The 18,166-nt window shown below is 70.1% G+C and carries 17 protein-coding genes and 4 pseudogenes; 10 read left to right on the top strand and 11 right to left on the bottom strand.

What is annotated here, in order from left to right; translation table 11 throughout:
• Nucleotides 1-121: 121 nt before the first annotated feature.
• Nucleotides 122-1,063: an RNA polymerase sigma-70 factor gene (locus IE178_RS25480; protein WP_318280249.1), complete on the bottom strand. Its 942-nt coding sequence runs from the start codon at nucleotides 1,061-1,063 to the stop codon at nucleotides 122-124.
• 172 nt (nucleotides 1,064-1,235) lie between these two features.
• Here IE178_RS25480 and IE178_RS25475 point away from each other — a divergent pair, with 172 nt between their 5' ends.
• The 6 genes and pseudogenes from IE178_RS25475 to IE178_RS25450 all read left to right on the top strand — a co-directional run bounded on the left by IE178_RS25475 (nucleotide 1,236) and on the right by IE178_RS25450 (nucleotide 5,602).
• Nucleotides 1,236-1,724 carry a carboxymuconolactone decarboxylase family protein gene (locus IE178_RS25475; RefSeq protein WP_193513905.1) on the top strand — a complete coding sequence of 163 codons (489 nt, stop codon included), beginning with the start codon at nucleotides 1,236-1,238 and terminating at the stop codon, nucleotides 1,722-1,724.
• Nucleotides 1,725-1,825: 101 nt separating this feature from the next.
• Nucleotides 1,826-2,047 (top strand): annotated as a pseudogene (locus tag IE178_RS25470) (DUF6624 domain-containing protein); the annotation flags it as partial.
• Nucleotides 2,048-2,142: 95 nt separating this feature from the next.
• Nucleotides 2,143-2,976 carry an SDR family oxidoreductase gene (locus IE178_RS25465; protein WP_193513904.1) on the top strand — a complete coding sequence of 278 codons (834 nt, stop codon included), beginning with the start codon at nucleotides 2,143-2,145 and terminating at the stop codon, nucleotides 2,974-2,976.
• Nucleotides 2,977-3,031: 55 nt separating this feature from the next.
• A pseudogene (locus tag IE178_RS25460) lies at nucleotides 3,032-3,222 on the top strand (Tn3 family transposase); the annotation flags it as partial.
• Nucleotides 3,223-3,418: 196 nt separating this feature from the next.
• Entirely contained in the window at nucleotides 3,419-4,630 is a 1,212-nt protein-coding gene (locus IE178_RS25455) for an NAD(P)/FAD-dependent oxidoreductase (RefSeq protein ID WP_193513903.1), read from the top strand.
• A gap of 18 nt (nucleotides 4,631-4,648) precedes the next feature.
• The gene (locus IE178_RS25450) at nucleotides 4,649-5,602 is read left to right on the top strand and encodes a sigma-70 family RNA polymerase sigma factor (RefSeq protein ID WP_193513902.1); all 954 of its coding nucleotides are present in this window, start codon (nucleotides 4,649-4,651) and stop codon (nucleotides 5,600-5,602) included.
• Between the two features lie 160 nt (nucleotides 5,603-5,762).
• Here IE178_RS25450 and IE178_RS25445 read toward each other — a convergent pair whose 3' ends face one another.
• On the bottom strand, nucleotides 5,763-6,248 hold the full coding sequence (locus IE178_RS25445; protein WP_193513901.1) for an ATP-binding protein: 486 nt from the start codon (nucleotides 6,246-6,248) through the stop codon (nucleotides 5,763-5,765).
• Nucleotides 6,249-6,411: 163 nt separating this feature from the next.
• Here IE178_RS25445 and IE178_RS25440 point away from each other — a divergent pair, with 163 nt between their 5' ends.
• Both IE178_RS25440 and IE178_RS25435 read left to right on the top strand, forming a co-directional pair.
• Entirely contained in the window at nucleotides 6,412-7,284 is an 873-nt protein-coding gene (locus IE178_RS25440) for a helix-turn-helix domain-containing protein (RefSeq protein WP_193513900.1), read from the top strand.
• Entirely contained in the window at nucleotides 7,281-7,487 is a 207-nt protein-coding gene (locus tag IE178_RS25435) for a DUF397 domain-containing protein (RefSeq protein ID WP_193513899.1), read from the top strand. Before IE178_RS25440 ends, IE178_RS25435 begins: the two co-directional genes overlap by 4 nt.
• 300 nt (nucleotides 7,488-7,787) lie before the next feature.
• Here the strand turns inward: IE178_RS25435 and IE178_RS25430 are convergent, their stop codons facing one another.
• Genes IE178_RS25430 through IE178_RS25415 form a run of 4 tightly spaced genes read right to left on the bottom strand, consistent with a single transcriptional unit; the run spans nucleotide 7,788 to nucleotide 13,252 of the window.
• Nucleotides 7,788-10,169: a beta-xylosidase/alpha-l-arabinosidase gene (locus IE178_RS25430; RefSeq protein WP_193513898.1), complete on the bottom strand. Its 2,382-nt coding sequence runs from the start codon at nucleotides 10,167-10,169 to the stop codon at nucleotides 7,788-7,790.
• Nucleotides 10,166-10,984, bottom strand: a complete 819-nt coding sequence (locus IE178_RS25425; RefSeq protein WP_184762476.1) for a carbohydrate ABC transporter permease — start codon at nucleotides 10,982-10,984, stop codon at nucleotides 10,166-10,168. Before IE178_RS25425 ends, IE178_RS25430 begins: the two co-directional genes overlap by 4 nt.
• Nucleotides 10,981-11,937, bottom strand: a complete 957-nt coding sequence (locus IE178_RS25420) for a carbohydrate ABC transporter permease (protein WP_193513897.1) — start codon at nucleotides 11,935-11,937, stop codon at nucleotides 10,981-10,983. The genes IE178_RS25425 and IE178_RS25420 overlap by 4 nt, the downstream gene beginning before the upstream one ends.
• Before the next feature lie 10 nt (nucleotides 11,938-11,947).
• A complete protein-coding gene (locus tag IE178_RS25415) occupies nucleotides 11,948-13,252 on the bottom strand; it encodes an ABC transporter substrate-binding protein (protein ID WP_184762474.1) in 1,305 nt (434 codons plus the stop codon).
• Between the two features lie 138 nt (nucleotides 13,253-13,390).
• Here IE178_RS25415 and IE178_RS25410 point away from each other — a divergent pair.
• Nucleotides 13,391-14,460, top strand: a pseudogene (locus IE178_RS25410) (LacI family DNA-binding transcriptional regulator).
• A gap of 15 nt (nucleotides 14,461-14,475) precedes the next feature.
• Here the strand turns inward: IE178_RS25410 and IE178_RS25405 are convergent.
• The 3 genes and pseudogenes from IE178_RS25405 to IE178_RS36205 all read right to left on the bottom strand — a co-directional run.
• Nucleotides 14,476-14,814, bottom strand: coding sequence for a helix-turn-helix domain-containing protein (locus IE178_RS25405; protein WP_318280235.1), 339 nt, complete (start codon nucleotides 14,812-14,814; stop codon nucleotides 14,476-14,478).
• A 165-nt stretch (nucleotides 14,815-14,979) separates the two neighbouring features.
• Complete coding sequence (locus IE178_RS36210; protein WP_318280248.1) at nucleotides 14,980-15,291, bottom strand: antibiotic biosynthesis monooxygenase family protein; 312 nt, start codon at nucleotides 15,289-15,291, stop codon at nucleotides 14,980-14,982.
• Nucleotides 15,292-15,375: 84 nt separating this feature from the next.
• Nucleotides 15,376-15,753, bottom strand: a pseudogene (locus tag IE178_RS36205) (RidA family protein); the annotation flags it as partial.
• A gap of 72 nt (nucleotides 15,754-15,825) precedes the next feature.
• On the opposite strand from IE178_RS36205, the gene IE178_RS25395 reads away from it, so the two are divergent.
• Nucleotides 15,826-16,752, top strand: a complete 927-nt coding sequence (locus IE178_RS25395; protein WP_193513895.1) for a LysR family transcriptional regulator — start codon at nucleotides 15,826-15,828, stop codon at nucleotides 16,750-16,752.
• Here the strand turns inward: IE178_RS25395 and IE178_RS25390 are convergent.
• Together IE178_RS25390 and IE178_RS25385 are read right to left on the bottom strand one after the other, a co-directional pair.
• Nucleotides 16,706-17,131: a TetR/AcrR family transcriptional regulator gene (locus IE178_RS25390; RefSeq protein ID WP_318280246.1), complete on the bottom strand. Its 426-nt coding sequence runs from the start codon at nucleotides 17,129-17,131 to the stop codon at nucleotides 16,706-16,708. The two genes, IE178_RS25395 and IE178_RS25390, sit on opposite strands and share 47 nt — an antisense overlap.
• A complete protein-coding gene (locus IE178_RS25385) occupies nucleotides 17,068-17,838 on the bottom strand; it encodes a calcium-binding protein (protein ID WP_193513894.1) in 771 nt (256 codons plus the stop codon). Before IE178_RS25385 ends, IE178_RS25390 begins: the two co-directional genes overlap by 64 nt.
• Between the last annotated feature and the right edge of the window lie 328 nt (nucleotides 17,839-18,166).

Genomic DNA, 18,166 nt, shown 5'->3' with positions numbered 1-18,166 from the left:
GCCGCGCGAAGGCCGATATCGCGTGAGGCCGGTATCGCGCGAAGGCCGTATCACGCGAAGCCGGTACCACCAGGCGGCCGGTATCACCAGGCGGCAGCCGGGCGCGGGCCGGCACCGCGGGTCAGCGGCGCAGGGCGGTCTCCCGCTGCATGTACGACAGTTTCTCGGGATTGCGCACGGCGTAGAGCCCGGTGACGAGGCCGTCGTCGACGCGTACCGCCACGACGGTGTCGATCGCGCCGTCGAGCCGGAGGATCAGCGCCGGGTGGCCGTTGACCTGCGCCGGCCGCAGCGACGCACCGGCGGGGAGCCTGCCCATCCCGGCGTGCAGCAGCCGGGCCACCTTGTCGGCCCCCACGACGGGCCGCAGGACGGCCTGCTTGATGCCGCCGCCGTCGCCCAGGAGGACGACGTCAGGCGCCATGATGTCGAGCAGGCCCTGCAGATCACCCGTCTCGACCGCCCGTCGGAACGCGTCGAGCGCGCCCTTCGTCTGGGCCGGTGACACGGCCCCGCGCGGCCGGCGCGCCGCGACATGGGCGCGGGCCCGGTGCGCGATCTGGCGGACCGCGGCCGGGCTCTTGTCGACGGCGTCCGCGATCTCGTCGTACTCGAGGTCGAACACCTCGCGCAGCACGAACACCGCCCGTTCGGTCGGCGTGAGCGTCTCCATCACCAGCATCATCGCCATCGAGACGCTGTCGGCGAGCTCGACGTCCTCGGCCACGTCGGGCGACGTCAGCAGCGGCTCGGGCAGCCAGGAACCGACGTAGGACTCCTTGCGGCGGCCGAGCGTGCGCAGTCGGCCCAGCGCCTGGCGCGTGGTGATCCGGACCAGATACGCGCGCCGGTCCCGCACGGTGTCCAGATCGACGTCCGCCCACCGCAGCCAGGTCTCCTGCAGGACGTCCTCCGCGTCGGCGGCCGAGCCGAGCATCTCGTAGGCGACGGTGAACAGCAGGTTGCGGTGGGTGATGAACGCCTCGGTGGCGGGGCCGGTGCGTCCGCCGCCCGTGGACCGCCCCGCCGCGTCCCCGTCGCGCTCGCTGTACTCGCCCCTCACGGCTGCTCCCGCCTGTTCGCCTTCGATGATCGCCACGCGCACAAGACGCCGGTCACCGCCGTTCTGTGACATCCCTGCGTCGTGGCTCACGTCACACCACCACCCCGTCACAGGGAGCGGTCCGCCGGCATCTCGTGTTCGTCAACGCAACACCACACGTGAGGACGACGTCATGGACGCTCGATTCAACCTGTTCGAGAACAAGATCGCCGCCAAGTTCGCCAAGCGGTTCGCAGGAGCCGCCCTGGTGATCCAGGACTCGCCGCTGCCGAAGTCCACGCAGGAGCTGGTGTCGCTGCGCGCCAGCCAGATCAACGGCTGCGGTCACTGCGTCGACATGCACGTCAAGGAGGCCGCTGCCGCCGGCGAGAGCGCGGTCCGGCTCCACCTGGTCGCCGCGTGGCGCGAGTCCACGGTGTTCAACGAGGCCGAGCAGGCCGCTCTGGCGCTCGCCGAGGAGGGCACCCGGCTCGCCGACGCCCACCAGGGCGTGTCGGACGAGACGTGGGCCCAGGTCCGCAAGCACTACGACGACGACCAGATCGCCGCGCTGGTCGCCCAGGTCGCCTTGATCAACGCCGCCAACCGGCTCGCCGTGATCGTGCACCAGAAGGGCGGCTCCTACGAGGCCGGCATGTTCACCGCCGCACTCGACGCCTGACCGACACCGAAACCGGGCCCGTCCCCGGATCATCCGATCCGGGGACGGGCCCGCGTCGTTCGCACGGCGCTACACCGCCGGGGGCGCCGACAGCTTCACCGGTGTCGGCAGGCTCGGCCGGCCTGCGTGAGCCGGCCTTCCTGCGGGACCGCACGCCGGTCGATGAGGGCCGTCAGCAGATCTACGGCACGCAGATCGCCGGCGTGAAGGACGGAGCACCGGTTCCGTGGCCCTGTGAAGAGCCCGAGCGCATGGACGAACTCCGTGCGGAAGTCGGCATCGAGCCCTTCGACGAGTACGTCGCCAAGTTCTCCATGACCTGACACCCCGTTCCGGGCCTTCTGCTTGACCTGAACCTCGGTCGAGGTCCTAGCGTGCGCCGAAAGTGATCACCGGCCGACGGCAGGAGAAGACAGCGATGATCCTTGTGACGGGTGCCACCGGAAACATCGGACGCGCTCTGGTACGGCAGTTGCACAGGTCCGGCGCCTTACCCGTACGAGGCCTGACCCGTGACGCCGCCCGAGCCTCGTTCCCCGACGGAGTCGAAGCCGTCGAGGGCGACCTCGCCCGGCCCGTCTCGCTGAAGCCGGCGCTGGACGGAGTGCGTTCTCTGTTCCTCGTGCCGGGCACGGGTGCGGACGCGGACGTTCTCACGGCCGCCCGGCAGGCGGGTGTGGAGCACGTGGTGCTCGTGTCCTCCATCACGGTGCGAACCCATCCGCACCTGCCCGCCGCCGCCGAGAACCTGACCGTCGAGCGGCTGCTCCAGGGCAGCGGGATGAGCTGGACGATCCTGCGTCCGACACAGTTCGCGTCGAACGCCCTGTGGTGGGCGGAGTCGATCCGGGAGCACCGGTCGATCCGGGTGCCCTATGCGGACATCGGACTTCCCGCCGTCCACCCGGCAGACATCGCGGCGGTGGCACGGGCGGCGCTGTCCGAGCCGGGTCACGGCGGGCGGACGTACGCGCTGACCGGGCCGGCACGGATCACTCCCCGGCAGCAGGCACAAGCGATCGGGGCGGCCCTGGGACGCGACGTGTCCGTCGTGGAGATCAGCCGGGAAGAGGCGCACCGGCAGATGGCCTCCTTCATGGGAGACCGGACCGCGCACGCGGTGCTCGACCTGATGGGTGGGGACGTCAACGACGAACTGCTCAGGGTGCACGACACGGTTCCGCGTGTTACCGGCTCCCCTGCCAAGCCCTTCCGACAGTGGGCCGCGGAGAACGTCGCCGCGTTCCGCTGACGGCCCGCGAGGACAGGCTGAGAGCACGCCTGATCGCTCGGCACGAACATGCACCATCCGCTACGGCGGCACAACGGCGTGATGATCCACTGGCACGTCGAGCGGGAAAACGTCTGCATCTACTCCCAGCTCAAGAGCTGTCCGTCGTCCGAGGTCGCGGCCATGATCGAGGGCCTGCTGCGGCACCGCACCGGTGCCGGGATCGAGTCCGGCCACGTCGACACGCACGGCGCGAGCGTCGTCTCTGCCGGCGCAGCCGGCCGATCACGCACGCGGACACGATGAGGGACTTCCCGGGCTTCATCGACCGGGCCCCCGACCCGCGAGCCGGCCTCGCGATAACTCCTCCACCATGTGATCCAAGTCACATGTAGTTCCTGTCAGCAATCCGGGTGCTGTTCCGCTCAATCACCGAAGGCAAGCGAACCGACAGGAGCTATTCATGAAGCACCGCATCGTCGTTCTCGGCGCCGGCTATTCCGGGGCCTACGTGGCCGGGAACCTGGCCCGCCGGCTGTCCCCGGCGGACACCGGGATCACCGTGGTCAACGCTGAGCCGGACTTCGTCCAGCGGCTGCGGCTGCACCAGTTCGCGGCCGGCCAGGAGATCGAGGCTCCGAAGCTCACCGACGTCTTCGCGGGCACGGGGATAGGACTGCGCCTGGCCCGTGTCACCGCCATCGACCCCGAGCGCCAGGTCGTCGCCGTGGCCGACGCCGAGGGCGGCGGCGAGCTCGGCTACGACACGCTGTTCTACGCGCTCGGCAGCCACGGGGACGACGGCGGCGTTCCCGGCGTGGCCGAGTACGCCTTCGACGTCGCCGCCCGGCCCTCGGCGCTGCGCCTGCGCGAGCGTCTGGAGAGCCTGGGCAGGCGGGGCGAAGGCGGGAGTGTACTGGTCGTCGGCGACGGGCTGACCGGCATCGAGACCGCCACCGAGATCGCCGAATCCCGGCCCAACCTGTCGGTGACGCTCATCGCCCGCAGCGAGCTGGGCGCCCGGCTCTCCGCCGGAGCCCGCGGCCACCTGCGCCAGGCCTGCGGCCGGCTGGGCATCACGGTCCTGGAGCACAGCGTCGTCGAGGCTGTCGAAGCGGCGCGGGTGCTGTGCGCCGACGGCACCGCCGTGGCGTCCGACGCGACAGTGTGGACAGCCGGGTTCGCGGTCAGCACCATCGCCGCCGTCGGCGGCCTTGAGGTCACCGGCAACGGCCGGATCGTCGTCGATCGCACCATGCGGTCGGTCTCGCACCCGAATGTCTACGCCGCTGGCGACAGCGCCTACGCCATCGGCGACAACGGCCAGCCGCTGCCGATGTCCTGCGCGTCGGCGGGCTGCACCGGCATGCAGGCCACAGCCGCGATCGTGGGACGCCTGACCGGCCGCAAGGTCCCGAACACCAAGCTGGAATACCTGGGCAACCACATCAGCCTCGGGCGGCGGGACGGGATCCTGCAGATGGTCGACGACGAAGCGCAGGCGAAGCCGACGTACATGGGCGGTCGGAAGGCCGCGCGGATCAAGGCGGGCATCCTCAAGATGTCGCTGTGGACCACCTCGCACCCGACGTTCGGCCTACCCAAGCGCAAGCGCCGCCTGGCCGCCGCCCCGGACACGTCCGCGCATGCGTCCGCCGAGAAGGCGGTCGCGTAACCGCCTGGGGTGGCCCGCGTGGACAGCACCTCCACTGATCGCTTCGACACCAGTCGGTTCCAGGCCAGCCGGAACCGACTGGCCTCGCTGGCGTACCGGCTGTTGGGCTCCGCCGCCGACGCCGAGGACGTGGTGCAGGACGCGTTCCTGCACTGGGAGGCCGCCAACCGGCAGCTGATCAAGGTGCCGGAGGCATGGCTGACCAAGGTCGTCACCAACCTGTGCCTCGACCGGCTCCGCTCGGCACAGGCCCGCCGTGAACGCGCCGTCGGCGCCTGGCTGCCGGAACCGCTCCTCGACGGCGACCCGATGCTCGGCCCGGCCGACACGTTCGAGCAGCGCGAATCGGTCTCCCTGGCCGTGCTGACTCTCATGGAGCGCCTGTCGCCCGTCGAGCGTGCCGTCTACGTCCTGCGCGAGGCGTTCTCCTACAGCCACGCCGAGATCGCCCAGATCCTCGTCATCACCGAGTCCGCGAGCCAGCAGCACCTCCACCGGTCCCGGCGCCGCATCACCGCCGCACGCCGCGGCGGCGGCGAGGCCGACCCGGCATCCGCCCGCAGGATTGTCGAGGAATTCCTCGCCGCCGCCTCCTCGGGCCGCACCGAACAACTGGTGGCGCTGCTCACCGACGACGCGACCGCGATCTCCGACGGCGCCGGCCTGACCGAGAAGCTGCGGCGATACGACACTCCGCAGCGCATCGCCGCCATCGCACGGGCCGGCTTCAAACCCACACCCGCGAAACGGCGACTCGCCGGCGGCACGCCCACCATCCACTACGCGCTCGTCAACGGCGCCCCCGCCATCCTCTTCGTGCTCGGCGACCGGGTCGTCGGCTCCGTGACGTTCGACATCACCAACGGCAGGATCGCGACCGTGCGCGGCATCGCCGCCCCCACTCGCCTCGCCCGCCTCACCGAAGCCTGGCAGCAGCACCAACCGGACACGCCGCTCATCGCCCAGTGGTGATGCGCCCGCGTTTCATGGTGCGCTCGTGGAACACCTGCCGCGCAGCGATCGCGTGAGCGACGACTTCCAGCGCGTTGAAGCGCACGACTGCCCGATGTCCACAGTCGCGGGCGGCGGTCGACAGCGGGGTACCGCGGTGCTCTTTCTGTACCGCGACTACTCACACCCGGTTCTCTTGCCGTGTCCTGGCGGCCCTCGTGGTGCACTCCGCCCACACCGTCTTGCCACCCGGGTGGTGGGATTCGCAGCCCCAGGCGTCGGCGAGCGAGGCGACGAGAAGCAGGCCCCGTCCGGACTCACCGTCGGCATCGGCCTCCGGTGTCCGCACGGGCAGACGTTCGCCCCGCGCGTCGGTGACCTCGATCCGCAGGGTGGTGGGTGTCAGGGTGAGGGCGAGGCGTGCGTTCCTGCCCCGCACCCGGCCGTGCAGGGCGGCGTTGGCGGTCAGTTCCGCGATGAGGAGGGACACCGTGGCCGTGTCGTCGTCAGTGGCGGCGGCTTCCGGCCATCCCTGCTGTGTGGCGAGCCAGTGCTCGGCGGCATGGCGGGCGCCGTGCGCGCCCCGCGCCGTGGTGGGAAACATGATGCGGAAGTGGCTCGTGACGACGGTCGGTTCACCGGGTGCGGTGACAGTTTCCTGATTCACATCACCGAGGGTGACCGACACGTCCTACCGTGTGGAGCACTCCGGGCGGTACGCAGGGTGACTGTCCCGGCGCGGACGGTGTGATGTACGGGCGTACGGCCATGACCTGACCGGGGGGTCGCCGGTTCGTCCCCGGTACAAGGAAACAGGGTGGTGGTACGGCATGGGATCACAGCCGGGTACGGGAGTTCCCACGGGCGGCGAGGCGGACGGCACGGACGAGGTCGCGGACCTGTTCCGGGCTCTCGGCCGGCAGATCAAGGTCGCCCGGGAGCGGGCCGGGCTGAGCCAGAAGGAGCTGGGCGACCGGCTCGGGTACGGGGAGGAGACGATCTCCTCGGTCGAGCGGGCACGACGGACGCCTCAGCCCGCACTGCTGGTAGCAGTGGACCAGTTGCTGGAGTGTGGGGGTCTGCTGGCTTCTGCGGCGGAGGACGTGGAGCGGGCCAAGACGCGGCGCCGGGTGCGGCATCCGGAGTGGTTCCGGGATTATGCGCGGTTGGAGGCGGAGGCGGTTGAACTGCGCTACTTCGCCAACCAGGCGGTGCCCGGCTTGTTCCAGACCCCGGACTACGCCCGCGCCGTCTTCGCCAGTCGACAGCCGTTTTTCGATGAGGAGACCATCGAACAGCGAGTAACCGCGAGGATGGCTCGGCAGGAGTTGATGACACGGTGGCCACCACCGACTGTGAGCGCAACCATTCAAGAAAGCATTCTGCGTCAACCCTTCGGCGGTCCAGACGTACAGCGCGGACAGTTGGAACAACTGCTGCGGACGGGACGCTTGCGTCATGTGGAAATCCAGGTCATGCCGACCTCGAGCGAAGAGCACGCAGGTATGGGCGGCCCCTTCACGCTACTCACCCCCAAAGGCAAGCCGCAGGTGGCCTATCTGGAAGTCCAGCACATCAGCCGCCTCATCACTGACCAGGAAGAGGTGCGCGTTCTGGCCGCGAAACATGGCAGCATCCGAGGGCAGGCGCTCACCCCACGCGAGTCCTTGCGCCTCATCGAGAAGATGCTGGGAGACCTATGAACACCGAACAGCTCGCACAGCTCACCTGGTTGAAGAGCAGCTACAGCGGCGATGAAGGCGGCGAGTGCGTCGAAGTCGCCCCCGCCACGACCGTCATACACGTACGGGACTCCAAGGAACGCGGCGGACCGCAGCTCGCGTTCCCGCGGCGCGCATGGTACGGGTTCGTCGCGGGTCTGGGGCGGGACCGCGACCGTATCTGACCCACTCCCCCGATGCGATGCCCCGTCCGAGGTCAGGTCGCCGTTCACGGACCGAAGGACGGTGGACGGGCCGGGCGTTGCCCGGGACGGTGGTGAGCAGCTACAGCAGCAGCCGGGGCGCCGCGGCGCACTTCCTCCACGCAGCCGGGACCGGTGTGGAACGGGGGTTCGCCTCCGTCGGAGTCGGCCCGAAAGGATCGGATCGGACGGTCCCTGTCTGAAGTGGCGGAGGCCGGATTGAGGCAGCGAGCGGCCCCCGGCCGGTGTGCACCGGCCGGGGGCCGTGTCGGAGGGTACGGGTCACGCCTGCGCGGCCGGCTCCTGGGTGAAGGCCGCGTGGAAGCGGCGCGTGTGGTCGACCCGGCGTTCCGGGCCGGTCAGGGTGACCGTCGCCGTGAGGCGGGCGTCCGTGCTCGACGCGGAGAGACGCAGCTCCAGGTCCCCGGGTTCGATGACGCGGTGGCCGTCGCGGCCGGTGAAGGAGGCCACGTCGGCCGGGACCGTGACACGGACGCGGCGGGCCTCCCCCGGCTCCAGCGGCACCCGCGTGTAGCCGACAAGGCGCTGCACCGGCTGGACGACGGAGGCGACCGGGTCGTGCAGGTAGAGCTGGACGACCTCGGTGCCGGACCGGTCACCGGTGTTGCGGACGGTGAGTGTCAGGGCGAACTCGCCGTCGGTCGCGGCCTGTTCGGCGTCCACGGCGAGGTCGCTCCAGGCGAACGCCGTGTACGTCAGGCCGTGGCCGAAGCCGAACGCCGGGGTCGGGTCGATGTTGGACACCTCGCTGGCCTGGGCGAGGCGTGCGCCGAGGTAGGTGGTCGGCTGGGCGCCCGGCCCGCTCGGCACGCTGACCGGAAGCCGACCTGAGGGGTTCGTGCGGCCGCTGAGCACCCCGGCGATCGCGTGGGTGCCCGCGACCCCGGGGAAGAAGGACTGCACGATCGCGGCGGACTCGGTGACGGCGCGGCCGAGCGCGTACGGCCGTCCGGCGAGCAGGACGGTCACCACCGGCCTGCCGGAGTCGAGCAGCGCGTCGAGCAGCTGCTGCTGGGCGCCGGGCAGGACGAGGGACTCCGCGTCACAGCCCTCGCCGCTGGTGCCGCGCCCGAACAGGCCCGCGCGGTCACCGAGGACGGCGACGACGACGTCCGCCTCGCGGGCCGCCTCCACCGCCTCGCCGATACCGGCCAGGTCCCCGTCGTCGACGCCGGTGCCGCGGGCGACCGTGATCTCCGCGTCGGGGAACTCGGCGGCCAGGGTGTCCCGGAGGGTGGGCAGGTCGATGCCGACCGGGGTCTGCGGGTGGTGCACGCCGACGTGCAGCGGGAAGGAGTAGCAGCCGAGGACGGCGGTCGGCTCGGCCGCGTTGGGGCCGACCAGGGCGATGCGGCGCGGCCGGGCGAGCGGGAGGGTGCCGTCGTTGGTGAGCAGGACGACCGCCTTCTCGGCGATCTCGCGGGCCAGTTCGCGGTTCTCGGGCCGGTCCAGGTCGACCTTGCCGCGCAGCGCGTCCGGGTCGTCGAAGTCGACGCCGTCGAGCGCGGGCGGCACGGGGCTCCAGTCCGGGTCGAGCAGGCCGAGCATCGCCTTCTGGCCGAGGACGCGGCGCAGGGCGCGGTCGATCACCGACTCCGGGATCCGGCCCTCGGCGACGGCCTCGGCGAGCGGCGCGCCGAACGTCTTGACAGTGGGCAGTTCGATGTCGACGCCCGCCCTCAGCGCGGTGCCCGCGGCGTCGGCCCAGTCGCCCGCGACGCCGTGCAGGGTCTTGAGGAAGGCGATGCCGAAGTAGTCGGCGACGACGGTGCCGTCGAAGCCCCACGTCTCGCGGAGCAGCCCGGTCAGCAGCGTCTCGTCGGCGGCGGCGGGCACACCGTCGATGTCGTTGTAGGCGTGCATCACGGACCGGGCGCCGCCCTCGCGGATGGCCATCTCGAACGGCGGCAGCAGGACGTCGGCCCGCTCGCGGGCGCCCATGGGGGCGGGGGCGAGATTGCGTCCGGCACGGGAGGCCGAGTAGCCGACGAAGTGCTTGAGGGTGGCGACGATGCCGGCGGACTCCAGCCCCTGCACGTATGCCGTGCCGATGGTGCCGACGAGGTACGGGTCCTCGCCGATGGTCTCCTCCACCCGGCCCCAGCGGGCGTCGCGCACCACGTCCAGGACGGGGGCGAGACCCTGGTGGACGCCGACGGAGCGCATGTCGCGGCCGATGGCGGCGGCCATGCGGCGCACCACCTCGGGGTCGAAGGTGGCGCCCCAGGACAGCGGGACGGGGTAGGCGGTGGCGCCCCAGGCCGCGAAACCGGCCAGGCACTCCTCGTGCGCGACGGCGGGGATGCCGAAGCGGTTCGCCGAGGCGATGCGGGCCTGGGTGCGCTGCAGGGAGAGCGCGCCGAGCGCGGGGTCGACGGGGACGGTGCCGAAGGGGCGGGTCAGCTGGCCCAGTCCGGTGGGCAGGAGCGCGTCGAGGTCGACGGCCTCCTCCATGTCGTGCTGGTGCGGGGCCACTTCGCCGCCGTTGTCGGAGGCGCCGACCCACACGCCGTACAGCTGGGCGATCTTCTCGTCCAGGGTCATCGCGCCGATGAGCGCGTCGACTCTGACGGCGAGGGGGTGGGTGGAATCGTTCCAGAGGGGGATTTCGGGGGTGGTCTCTACGGCCACGTTGGCGGTCACTTTCCTCCGACACCCATCAGCCCCTGGACCAGGGCGCGACGGGCGAACAGGTAGACGAGCAGGATGGGCACCATGGACAACACCACGGCCCCCAGCAGACCGGGGATGTCGATGCCGTGTGCGGTCTGGAAGTTGTACAGACCCAGGGTGACCACCTTGGTGGAGTCGGACTGGGTCAGGACGAGCGGGAACAGGAAGCCGTTCCATGCCTGGAGTGCGGAGAAGACCACGATCGTGGACAGTCCGCCCCTCGACAGCGGCAGGACGAGCTGGAAGAACATGCGCCGCGGGGTGGCGCCGTCCATGGCCATGGCCTCATACAGCTCCGTGGAGATGTCGCGCATCGCGCCGCTGAGGATCAGCGCCGACATGGGCAGGCAGAACGCGGCCGTGGGCAGGATGACGCCGAGCAGGTTGTCGTACAGTCCTGCCTCGCTGATCAGGTAGAACATCGGCACGATCACGGCCTGGGCGGGGATGGCGAGGCCGAGCAGGAACAGCCGGAAGATCGCCGACGTGGTCCTGCCCCGGCTGCGCACGATGGCGTAGGCGAGCGGCGGGACCAGCAGCAGCACGATGCCGATGACGCAGGCGGTGACGACGAGCGTGTTGAAGAAGTACTGGCCGAAGCCGGAGTCGAAGGCGGCGGTGTAGTTGTCCAGGGTGAAGCTGTCCGGGATCGAGACCGGGCCGTTGTCGGCGTAGTCCTGGCGGGTGCGCAGGGTCGCGGCGAGCATCACGTACAGCGGCAGGCCGACCAGGAAGAGCCAGAACAGGGAGCCGGCGCCGGCCAGGTAGTGGGGACGGCGCCTCATGACACACCCTCCATGGTGCTGCGCATCTTGTCGTAGCCGGAGACCCGGACGACGACCAGCGAGATGATCGTGGCCGCGACGACCAGGGCCAGGGCGATGGCGGAGCCGGCGCCGAAGTCGAAGCCCTTGAACGCCTTGTCGTACATGTAGTAGGCGCTGATGGTGGTGTCGGTGCCGGGGCCGCCCTGGGTCAGGATGAGGACCGTCTCGAACGTGGTCAGGCCTCCGACGATCATCAGGATCATCGAGGTGATCATCGAGTTGCGCAGCTGCGGCAGTGTGATGTGGAAGAACTGCCGGTACCGGCCCGCTCCGTCGATCTCCGCGGCCTGGTAGAGCACCTGGGGGACGGCCCGGGCGGCGCCCTGGTAGATCAGCGTGTGGAAGGGGGTGAACTGCCAGGTGCTGACGAACGCCAGCACCCCTATGGCGGTGGCCTGTTCACCGAACAGGTTGCCGTCGCCGAACAGCCAGGGGGCGTCGGCCGGGATGCCGAAGTTCGGGTCGAGCAGCGCCCGCCACAGCACGGAGACGGCCGTCGCGGACAGCAGCAGCGGAATGAAGTAGATGACGGACAGTACGGCCCGGTTGCGCTGGTGGCCGGCGGCCCAGACGCCGAGCACGATGCTCAGCGGCGTCTGGATGACCACGCCGAGCACGGTCAGGAGCAGGGTCAGCCAGATGCTCTTGAGCATCACCGGGTCGTCCATCAGGCGCGACCAGTTGTCCGTGCCGACGAACTCGGGCGAGCTGATCCCGTCCCAGCTCATGAAGGACAGCACCGCCACCATGATCAGCGGGACGATCGCGAAGAGGGCGAAGAACACTGCGGCGGGCAGCGCCCAGGCGAAGCCGGGGCGACCCACCTTCGTTGCGGACGAGGCGGGCGGCCGCCGCCGGGACCCCTTGCGGGGGCCGGCGGCGGGCCGAGCGCTCGTGATCTCTGTGGTCATGAGCCGTTCGTCACTCGGTCGGGAGGGCCTGCATGGCCTGGATGAAGCCGTCCGTGTCGAGCTGTCCGTTGAAGAACTGCTGGACGGCCTTGTGCATGTTCGAGCTCGCCTTCTGCGGGTACGCCTGGTCCCAGGACAGCTGGAACGACGGGGCGTCGGCGACCAGGTCGTACTGGAAGCGCGAGTACTCGGGGGTGCCAGAGCTGTCGATGAAGTCGTCGGTGTTGGTCGTGGTCGGCAGGTTGCCGATGTCGAGCTGTGCCTTGACGAACTCGTCGGAGTACATGAGCTTCAGGAACTCGGCGACGGCCTCGGGGTGCTTGGTCTTCTTCATCACCGAGTAGTAGTTGTTGGTGTTGCCGGCGACGTTGGCCGGATCGCCCTTGCCGCCCTCGACGGTCGGGAAGGCGGTGTAACCGAGGTCCTTCTCGGCGAACTCCGCGTGGTCCGTCAGCTGCTGGGAGTAGTACCAGGAGCCCATCAGCTCGAAGCCGGCCTTGCCCGAGGCCACCAGTGCGACCGAGCCGCCGTTGGTGTACTTGACGGAGTCGTAGTTCTTGCCGAAGGCGCCGGCGTCGACGAGCTCCCTGATCATGTTCAGGGCCTTCTTGCTGTCCGGGCTCTCCCAGGCGCTCTTGTCGCCGCCGACGGCCTGCTTGAAGAGGTCCGGGCCGGCCACGCGGTCGAAGAGGTACTGGAACCACATCTGCGTCGGCCAGACGTCGCCGCCGCCGAGCGCGATCGGCGTGACGCCCTTGTCCTTGAGCTTCCCGACCGCGTCGAGCAGTTCGTCCCAGGACTTCGGCGGCGTGACGCCCGCCTCGTCGAGGACCTTCTTGTTGTGGAAGAGCAGGACCGGCTGGGTGCCGCGCATCGGGATGCCGTACGGCTTGCCGTCGACGACCGCGCTGTTGAAGACGGACGGCAGGAACTTGTTCTCCAGCTCCGGGTTCTTCTTGATGAAGTCGTCCAGCGGCATCAGCAGATCGGCCTTGACGAACGGCTTGATGCTGCCGCCGCCCCAGTTGAAGAAGACGTCCGGCGCCTGGGGCGTGCTGATGATCGTCTGCAACTTCTGCTGGTAGTCCGCACCGGGGATGGTGTCGAGGACGGCCTTGACGTCGGACGTCTTGTTGAACGTCTCGACGATCCGCTCCTCGACCTTGTTGCTGGCGTCCCCGTAGACCAGGACATGGATCTTGCCGTCGTCCGACGACGCCCCGCCGTTCCCGTCCCCGCAGGCCGAGAGACTCAGCGCCAGGGCGAGCGTCGCACCGCAGGCGACCAGTCTGGGCAAGCGCGCACGTGTGATCATCGTTCGCCTTTCGAAAGTTTCGGCGCCTTCACCGAAAGTCCATGCCGTGGGACAGTAGGTCAGACGGGAGTTTCGGTCAACGGTCGGGTCGGTACTCGCCCAAACCGTTATCGACGGGCGGTGCCTTATCCTGCGGGTATGCACGAAGACCACGAGGTGAGCGGCAGAGTGACCATCGCCGAGGTCGCGAAAGAGGCCGGTGTTTCGATGCCGACAGTTTCGAAGGTCCTCAACGGCCGTTCGGATGTCTCCCGCGCCACCCGGGCCAAGGTCGAGCGGCTTCTCGACACCCACGGCTACCGCCGGCGCAGCCAGGCGGCGTCCCGCTCCCCGCTCATCGAGATCGTCTTCCACGAGCTGGACAGCATCTGGGCGATGGAGCTGATCCGGGGCGTGGACAACGTTGCCAGGGAGAACCGCGCGACGGTGGTGCTCACCGAGAGCGGCACCCGGCACACGCCCGCGCCGGAATGGCTTCCCGGCGTACTGCGACGCAGACCGCTGGGCGTCGTGCTGGTCTTCTCCACGCTCCCGGAGGAGATCAAGCGCCAACTCAGGGCGGCGGCCATCCCGTTCGTCGTCATCGACCCGGCGGGCGACCCCGACCCGGACGTCCCCTCGGTCGGCTCCGCGAACTGGGCCGGCGGCCTCGCCGCCACCCGCCATCTCACCGACCTCGGTCACGAGCGGGTGGCGATCATCACCGGCCCCGAGGACATGCTGCGCTCGCACGCCTCGACGGCTATCGCTCGGCCATGGCGATGGCGGGCCTCAAGACCGATCCTCGTCTGATGCGCTTCGGCGACTTCCACGTGCAGGGCGGCTTCGACAACGCCATGGAACTGCTGGAGGGGCCCGACCGGCCGACGGCCGTCTTCGCGGGCAGCGACCTCCAGGCACTCGGCGTACTGGAGGCGGCCCGGCTCAAGGGTCTGCGCGTACCGGAGGACCTGTCGGTGGTCGGCTACGACGACGTACCGCCGGCCCAGTGGTCGAGCCCGCCGCTGACCACGGTCCACCAGCCGCTCAGGCACATGGCGGAGGAGGCGGCCCGCATGCTGCTCCGCCCGGACGACCCCGGCACGGCCGCCCAGCGCATCGAGCTGGCGACACACCTGGTGACCCGGCAGAGCACGGCCCGGCTGGAGGGGCGCGAGGCGACGGCGCGCCCCGGAAACACCGAGTCCGCTCGCCCGATCGGAAACTGACGCGCGAAATGCCGGTCAGGGGTCCGGTGCGTCTCCGGGGAGCTTGAGGGGCCTCTCGGCGGTGCTCCGGGGCCTCTCGACGCCGCTCCGGAAGTCCTTGGGGAACACTCCGCAGGCGCGCCGAAAGGTGCGGCAGAAGTCGGCGGGGTGCCGGAATCCCCACCGGGTCGCGATCTCGCCGATCGTGCGGTGCCGCAGCCGGGGGTCGGCGAGGTCGGTGCGGGTGCGTTCCAGCCGGCGGCGCCGGAGATCACGGCGCCGACCGTCCCGGGCTCCGTGCGGCCTGTCCCTGTCGTGGCGCTGCTTGTCAAGGGACTGCGGTTCATCCGTGACCCTGACGTTCGTCCGCAGCAAGCCGGCCGAAGTCGCGCGGCTCAACAGCCGACCGCCGGCAGCCCTCGGAGTCCCGACTCCCCGGCCCCACCGCCAATGACAGCTGGTGATCGGGCTCGCGAGGGGCAGGCCGACCCGACCGATGGGCGCTTGTGGCGGGACGGTCGCTGAGGTGGTCTCGGTCGGTCAGCCTGCTGTCGGGCCCGGCTCTCGCGTGAACCCGTGGCTCCGCTCCACTTTCGCCACATGCAGCGTGTAGCTCTGGTACCACTCGGCTCGCCCGCGCTTCTGCGCCGCGCGGTGCTCGGCGTTGGTCCGCCACTCCGTGAGGGCCTCGGCGTCGCGGAAGTAGCTGACGGTGATACCCAGCCCGCCAGGAGTCTGCGCGTGCTCCATCCCCAGGTACCCCGGGACATCCTTCACCAGGTCTTCCATGCGTGCGTTGGACTCACTGAAGCCGCTCTGGTCCTGGGCTCGCACCGTAGTGAAGACAGCCACGTAGTAGGGGGGTTCATAGGCCCCGACGGGCACGACAGGCGCTTCCGAGTGATTGCTCGTGGCGCCACCGTGAGGCGGGATGCGCCGCCGCGCGTCCACCTCTATCTCGATCTTCATCCGCGGGTCGGCGAGACCGCACATGAGCATCGTGGCGGCCGGCCGAACATCTCCGAAGCAGCGGCGCAGGACCGGCCAGCAGGATTCGAAGTCTGCGCGGTCGGGCAGTAGATAGCGCACGCGCACCACGTCGGCGAAGGTGCACCCCGCCTCGGCCAGTGCGACCTCGATGTTGCGCAGGCACTGCTCGGCCTGCTCCACCACATCGTCGGAGATCGTCATGGTGGCGTAGTCGAAACCGGTCGTCCCGGACACATGCACCCAGTCGCCGTCGACCACAGCACGGGCATAACCGATCTGCTCCTCGAAGGTCGAGCTGCTGAGGACCGCGCGTCGCTCCGTCATGCGCCGAACGCTAGATGACCAGCACTGATACGTCTAATACGGCCGCACGCATGACCTGATATCTCTAAGCGTATGGAGCGCCCCGAACTCCCCCTACCGCAACTGCACGCCTTCGTCGTGCTCGCAGAGGAACTTCACTTCGGCCGGGCGGCCGCCCGCCTGGGCATCGCCCAACCGCCGCTGAGCCAGCAGATCCGCCGTCTGGAGGACAAGGTCGGTCACGCGCTGTTCACCCGCGCCCCAGGGCGCATCACCCTGACCCCAGCCGGCAGCGAACTGCTGCCCGCCGCCCGGCGGGCACTCACCGACCTCTCGGACGGTCTGGCCGCAGCCCGGGCCGTCGGCAGTGGCAGTGCCGGCCGCCTACGGATCGGCTTCGCCGGCTCCCTCGCGCTGACGGTCCTGCCCGGCCTGCTGCGCACCTTCCGTCACCAGTTCCCCGGCGTGCACCTGGACATCCACGAGATGACCACCGCTCCGCAGATCGCCGCCCTGCACGACAAGACCATCGACATCGGTCTACTGCGCGAACCCCCCTCCGACGAGACGGAGCTCGGCTTCAGGACGGTACTCAGCGAGCCTTTCGTGGCCGTGCTGCCGTCCACCCATCCTCTGGCCACCCAACGGACCGTACAGCTCGCACAGTTCGCGGACTCGCCCTTCGTGCTGATGCCCCGCACGGTCGGCCCGTCACTGCACGACCAGATCATCGGCCTGTGCACCTCAGCGGGTTTCACACCGCGGATAGTCCAGCACGCAGTGGAGTGGCAAACCGTGTGCGCCCTCGTGGGAACCGGTCTGGGCGTCTCCCTGGCCCCGGCGAGCATCCGACGCATCCGCCTCAAAGGCGTCGCCTTCCGCAGGATCGAACCCCGCACCGCCCGCACACGAGTGGCCGTCGCCTGGCGCGAGAACGACCATAATCCCCTGGTCAGATGCCTGCTGGCGGCCATCAGCCAGGATCCGCCGAACAGCACACCCAGCCGCTCGTCGGGCTGACGATTCGAACACAACGGACGATCATTCGGGCAACCTCGATCGCCCGCAGCCACTGCCGCAGCGCCTCGGCGGCGTCGCCGAGCTGCGCGATCTCCGCCCGCCGGGCCACCAGTTCCCCGGAGCGCGTCCGCAGCACGGCCGCCGGCAACGCCTCCCGGGTCGGGACGTGCCGGTACAGCGTGGCCGGCCCGACGCCCGCCTCCTTGGCCACCGCCTCCAGCGACGTGCCGACCCCGTACTTCAGGAAGTGCCGCTGCGTCGCTTCGAGGAGGGCGGCACGGTTGCGCTGGACGTCTTTCGGGCATGGAGGCGCACTTACGGGAGGACGATGTTGCGGCCGGGGCCGCCTTCGAGGGCGTCCTTTCCGGTGCCCCCGCAGACGAGGTCGTCGCCGCCTTCGCCGTCCAGTGTGTCGTTGCCGGGGCCGCCGAGGACGATGTCGCGGCCGTCCCCGCCCATGGCGTGGTCGTCGCCGGGGCCGGCGTGCACGGTGTCGTCACCGCCGTAGCCCTCGATCATGTCGTCGCCCCGGCCGCCCCACATCTGCTGGTCGCCGCTGTCACCCATCAGGTGGTCCATGCCGTCGCCGCCGTGCAGGGCGGCGGGTCCCATGACCATGTCGTTCCCCGCGCCGCCCAGCACCGTGCGTGCGGTGTGGGCGTGCAGTTCGTCGTCGCCGGGGCCGCCGTTGACGGTGCCGATCCCGGGGGTGAAGGCGGCGATCGTGTCGTTGCCGTCGCCGAGGAAGACGTCGATCCTGTCGGGCCGGGGGCTGTCGGCGGGCAGTTCGCAGACGACGGAGGTGGTGTCCTCGGCTCTGGAGTACGCGCAGTGGTCGCCCGGTTCGAGCGGGACCACGTCGCTGAAGCCGATCCGCCGGATCCCGTCGCTGGTGTACATGGAGAAGATGTTGAGGTTGTTGGTCTGCCCTGCGGCGGCGGTGAAGACGATCGACTGAGTCGCCCAGTCGGCTCCGACGCGGGCCTTCGCCTCGGTGGCGGTGGCGGCGGCTGCCGGGCCGACGGCGAGGCCGGCGGTGAACAGGGTCACGGCGACCGCGCTGACGGCGGCTCGGTTTCGGTTCATGAGACCTCATCTCGGTGGAGTGACGGTGGACCGACCTGCTCGGCGTGGTGCTGCCGGGGACCGGGCGGACCCGGTCGTGAACGCAGTCTCCCCTGTGCGTCCGGATCTGCAAGACCGCGAATTGACGCGGTCGGACTCGCCGAGGCGCAAACAGTGTGGGAGCGTCGGGTGATCGACCGGGAGGAGCTCGTCGAGGCCCTGGCCGCTCCGGACGTGGCGGGAGTGCCCGCTGCGGGGTGCGCGGGGCGGTATCGGCGGTGGTCGAGAAGGCCCTTGACGCGGGGGCCGTCGTGCCGCACTGGCACGAGGCGGCGACCGTGGAGGTGCT

Source organism: Streptomyces griseoloalbus, from assembly GCA_014650015.1.
In the GTDB taxonomy this organism is placed as follows: domain Bacteria; phylum Actinomycetota; class Actinomycetes; order Streptomycetales; family Streptomycetaceae; genus Streptomyces; species Streptomyces griseoloalbus.
This window is presented reverse-complemented; position numbering and strand designations above follow the sequence as displayed.